Below are 4,471 nucleotides of genomic sequence, written 5' to 3' on the forward strand. Positions count from 1 at the left end.
ACGTGGGGAGAGGGAGAAGAGAAACATCCCTTGCTCAATCGCACAAAAAAAGCCTGCCGCGAGAGGACGGCAGGCTTTTTAGATACCAGTGTCGGCGTCGCTTAGGCGGCGACGGTGCCCGATTGATCGTGCGGGTCGCGCAGGACGTAGCCGCGGCCCCAGACGGTTTCGATGTAGTGGTTGCCATCCGCCGCTACCGCCAGCTTCTTGCGCAGCTTGCAGATAAACACGTCGATGATCTTCAGTTCCGGCTCGTCCATGCCACCGTACAGGTGATTCAGGAACATTTCCTTGGTAAGGGTCGTGCCCTTACGCAGGGAGAGAAGCTCCAGCATCTCGTATTCCTTGCCGGTCAGGTGCACGCGGTTGCCCGAGACTTCGACGGTCTTGGCATCCAGATTGACGACGATGTCGCCCGTGCGGATGATCGACTGGGCATGGCCCTTGGAACGGCGGACCACAGCGTGGATACGGGCGATCAGCTCGTCCTTGTGGAAAGGCTTGGTCATATAGTCGTCGGCACCGCCGCCGAGCGTCTTGACCTTGGTGTCGATTTCCGACGTGCCCGACAGGATCATGACGGGCGTATTGACCTTGCCAACGCGCAGTTGGCGCAGGACTTCCAGGCCGGACATGTCCGGCAGGGACAGGTCGAGCAGGATCAGGTCGTAGTCGTAGATCTTACCCAGATCGACGCCTTCTTCACCGAGGTCGGTCGTATAGACGTTAAAGCCTTCGGATTTTAGCATCAATTCGATGCTTTGCGCCGTGGCGCTATCGTCTTCAATAAGTAGTACGCGCATTTAAGCCCCTCCCGGCTTCGGTGGCTAAAGAGATCTGCGGAGGCAACATGCATCCGCCCTAGTGACGCATGCTAGACAGCAAATCCCTTAAGATTGGTTAAGCTTAATAATTCAGTTCAAGGACGTAAGGTGATTTGCGAATCGGCGGCAAGAGTCGCGAGTCAAGGTTTCTCTTTATTCACAGGATTGTTTGCGGCCATTTTGGCCTCGAACCCAAAGGTGAGTCTTTTGAATCACACAGTGTGATTCAAAAGACTCAAGATCGCAGCGCATGGAATCGGAGGAATATTTTCGGCGACTCAGACGGCTTTTTCGTGACCGGGTTAGGGGCATGGACATAAGGCACTGGCTTTCGGCGTCTTCCGGCGCGCCGGATTGACCTTGCCGGTGTTGCCGCGCTGTTTCGTCATGTCCGATGGTTATCTGGGGCTGGATGCCATCGACGGCACGCGGGTGACCTTCGACTTTGCCGGCAAGGCGTTGCGGTTCTCAGAACCGGCGAAGATTGTCCGGGATTCCGGCGGCGAGATCGCTGGTGATTGCCGGTGTGCCCGACTTCGTCGTGGGAAAGCCAAATACCGGCCCAGCCTGCTGATCGGGATGGATTATTTGCGTCAGTTCGCATCGGTCACCTTGGACTATCGTGCGCGCGACATCCGGTTTGAGCTGAGTGCGGCGCCGCCCAATCCGAAGCCGGACGTGATCATCGAGCAGGCCTGATCAGAGGGCCGGAATGCCGCAACGGAGCAGGAAATCCCAGGTGCCGTCATAGAAGGCGCGCGGCCGGGTGGCGTCGGCATCATCGCCGTGCGGCACAAAAATCACCATACCCTGGCGCGCCCGGGTCAGGATGACGCGATAGGCATTTTTCAGGTACAGACGGCGGAAGCGATCATTGATGGACTGCCAGCGCGTGCCCTTGAAGGTCTGGCCGTGCCAGCCGCTGAGGTAACGCAGGTCGGCGTCCCAGCACACGGCTGTCCAGTCCAGCTCAAGGCCCTGGACGTCGAACTCGGTGGCGACCTCCTCCAGATAGAAGGACGAACGGACGTCGCTGCGGTCGTTGAGGAACCAGACGGGCGGGTCGATGCCGGCCTTGATGTGCAGGCCTTCCGGGCGCAGGCGGTGGGCGCCCGACGAGGCCACAAGGCCGAAGCGTTCCGAGCCGCGGGCCTGGTCACGCAGCCATTGTTTTGCCCGGTTGAGGTCGCGGGTAAGCACCAGCGGATAATGATCCAGGCTGGCATGGGCTGTGCGGGCGGCTTCGGCATCGCCGTTGAGGAGGTGTGAAATAAAGTCCGACAGAGTTTCGGCGCGGAAGGAGCGCATGGACACACCCAGGTGCAGGTCGTCGTGCAGGGTGACCTGACCCGAGGCGATAAAGGCGCGGGCGTCGTTGTTGAGGTCGTAATCGGGCTGGACGATCTGGGCCGAGGCATGGACCTGCCAGTCGGGGAAGCGGTCGCGGATGGCGGCCATCCATTCCGATAGGCCGGCCTCGCCGACATTGATCTCCTGGCCGCCGCCGACCAGGCAGACCACCGCGCACCAGTCAGGGTGGCGGTCCATTACGCCGAGCAGAAATTCGGGCTCGGACATGTCGAAATCGGCGACGGCGCGTTTGGTTTGCATGAATTTCGACGCTTGGGCGCGGGTCCAGGCGCGCTGGGCTTCGTCGAAGATGACGATGTGGTCCGACGGCGGCCCTTCGTCGCGGACATATTCGTCGCGGAAGTGGTGGATGTTCTGAATGAAGGCGTGGACGTTGCGATGGGCGTCGGATTTGCGGGCTTTACTGCGCAAGGCGTAGTCGCGGGCCAAAGCCTCACGCAGGACGTCGACCAGGGGACCGTTGCCTGATAAGAAAGTGGCGTGCTGGTCGTCGCGGCTGGCGCTCCTTTGGGTGGCGATATTCAGCCCGGCCAGGGTTTTTCCGGCGCCGGGCACGCCGGTGACGAAGCAGACGGCCTTTTTGCCTTGCGCCCGGCAGGTGTCGATGACGTCGTTGAGGACGGTCTGGGTGCGCCCCAGATTGATGGCGTCGGCGTCGCTGCGGGTGATGTCGGTAACGGCATGGGTGGCATAAAGATGGGTCGCCGCCTGAATGATGGTCGGGGTCGGGCGATAGCCGCTGCTCAGCCATTGAGTCGCGTCGACATGGTTATGGTGGCTGCGGCTGATCAGGCGGATGACCTGGGCCAGGTCGGCGACAGCGATCAGCAGGGGCTTGGCGACCTGGTCCAGGGCCAGTTCCAGTTGGTAGGGTTTCGACTCCGTCACCCAGGTCGGCACCAGGATGGGCACGATCGACAGGTGATGGCTGCCGTGGTGGAAGTTCTTCAGGTCGAGGGCGTAGTCCTCGACCTGTTCGACGGCGTGGCGGTCGTACTGATCCGAGCCGACCTTGAACTCGATGACGAAGACGCAGCCGCGCACCATTAGGACGGCATCGGCCCGTTTGCCCATGCGCGGGATGGCGAACTCGAAATGGACGGTGAAGGTTTCCTCGTCGTCCAAGGCGACGCGTAGGAGGTTGATCTGTTGCTGCCAGGCGCGCTTCTGTTCCAGGTCGAGCGCGAAATGATGGCCGCGCGCCAGTTCGCCGAGGATATGGTCAGGCGTGTCGGCGTAGAATTTGTCGCGATCGGCGGAGTAGTAGGCGCGCATCCAACCCCCTGGGTTGCAGCCGGTTAAACCAGGTCAGGCGGGCCTTGCCAAGCTGTATTGGCGCCCCAATGTAGGAACCGGAGGCTGCCATGACCGTCGAAACCACTCTGAACGGCTTTATCCGCCGCGATCTGAAACTGGACGGACCGGTGCAGATCCGCATCAAGCCGCCGTTCGATTCCATGCCGTGGGCGGAAGCGCCGCCGATTACGATACAGGACGCGCGGGTTTTGCAGGGCGGTCAGGATGCAGCAGATTTTCTGGATGCGCGCGGTTTTGTGTTGCTGGACCATCTGTCGGCGGTGAAGGACTGGGATGCCGGGGGCGCGGCGCCTTTGGAGCGTAACGAGATTGCGCGGATCTATATGCCGGAGGTCGAGGCGCTGATCAGAAACCGGTTGATGCCGGGGCAGCGGCTGGAGTTCGAACAGGGGCCGTTCCTGATCCGGCGCGGGCCCAATACCGGCAATATCTACGCCAACGGAGTGCATCAGGACTATGGCCTGACGCCGGACGATTATCAGGAAAGCCTGGAGGCGTTTTCGTCGGCGGCGTTCGCAGCGGCGTGGCGGGCGCGGTTCGAGCGGCCGGAGGTGGCGGGTTTCGTGGTGCTCGATCTCTGGCGGCCTGTCTATATGGCCGGGCCATTGCGGCATATGCCCCTGGCGGTGTGCGATCCGCATTCGATCGAAATGGAGGATTTGGTGCCGGCGGCTCTGGTCGGGTTCGCGCCGTCGGGCAAGAACACCAATCAGCTATCGTTGAAATACAGTCCTGAGCAGAGGTGGTGGTATTACCCCGGCATAACCACCGGCGAGGTGCTGGTGTTCAAGCTGTTCGAGTACTTCAAGGATGGGCGCCGGAAGGGTCTGCAGACCTGTTTCCATACGGCTTTCACCGATCCGCGAACGCCTGAGGATGCTGAGCCAAGGCAGAGCTGCGAGCATCGGGTCGGGGTGTTTGTGATGGGGTAGCGGGGTAGTCGGGCCAAACCCGCTAGG

At 61.2% G+C, this 4,471-nt stretch carries 4 protein-coding genes; 2 read left to right on the forward strand and 2 right to left on the reverse strand.

Features of this window, described 5'->3' with window-relative positions; genetic code table 11:
- Positions 1 to 101: 101 nt before the first annotated feature.
- Positions 102 to 803, reverse strand: coding sequence for a response regulator transcription factor CtrA (ctrA, locus tag ABI_RS13730; protein WP_006273621.1), 702 nt, complete (start codon positions 801 to 803; stop codon positions 102 to 104).
- A gap of 408 nt (positions 804 to 1,211) precedes the next feature.
- Between ctrA and ABI_RS13735 the strand changes: the two genes are divergently transcribed.
- Complete coding sequence (locus ABI_RS13735; RefSeq protein WP_157138895.1) at positions 1,212 to 1,523, forward strand: hypothetical protein; 312 nt, start codon at positions 1,212 to 1,214, stop codon at positions 1,521 to 1,523.
- On the opposite strand, the gene ABI_RS13740 is transcribed toward ABI_RS13735, so the two are convergent.
- Positions 1,524 to 3,470, reverse strand: coding sequence for a DNA/RNA helicase domain-containing protein (locus ABI_RS13740; protein ID WP_006273623.1), 1,947 nt, complete (start codon positions 3,468 to 3,470; stop codon positions 1,524 to 1,526).
- 89 nt (positions 3,471 to 3,559) lie between these two features.
- Between ABI_RS13740 and ABI_RS24755 the strand changes: the two genes are divergently transcribed.
- Positions 3,560 to 4,444, forward strand: coding sequence for a CmcJ/NvfI family oxidoreductase (locus ABI_RS24755; RefSeq protein ID WP_006273624.1), 885 nt, complete (start codon positions 3,560 to 3,562; stop codon positions 4,442 to 4,444).
- Positions 4,445 to 4,471: the final 27 nt, after the last annotated feature.

This window comes from Asticcacaulis biprosthecium C19, assembly GCF_000204015.1.
In the GTDB taxonomy this organism is placed as follows: Bacteria; Pseudomonadota; Alphaproteobacteria; order Caulobacterales; family Caulobacteraceae; genus Asticcacaulis; species Asticcacaulis biprosthecius.

Bases quoted from the DNA above. Each gene is read 5' to 3' on its own strand.
- ctrA (WP_006273621.1), bottom strand. From the start codon at position 803: ATGCGCGTACTACTTATTGAAGACGATAGCGCCACGGCGCAAAGCATC.
- ABI_RS13735 (WP_157138895.1), top strand. From the start codon at position 1,212: ATGTCCGATGGTTATCTGGGGCTGGATGCCATCGACGGCACGCGGGTG.
- ABI_RS13740 (WP_006273623.1), bottom strand. From the start codon at position 3,470: ATGCGCGCCTACTACTCCGCCGATCGCGACAAATTCTACGCCGACACG.
- ABI_RS24755 (WP_006273624.1), top strand. From the start codon at position 3,560: ATGACCGTCGAAACCACTCTGAACGGCTTTATCCGCCGCGATCTGAAA.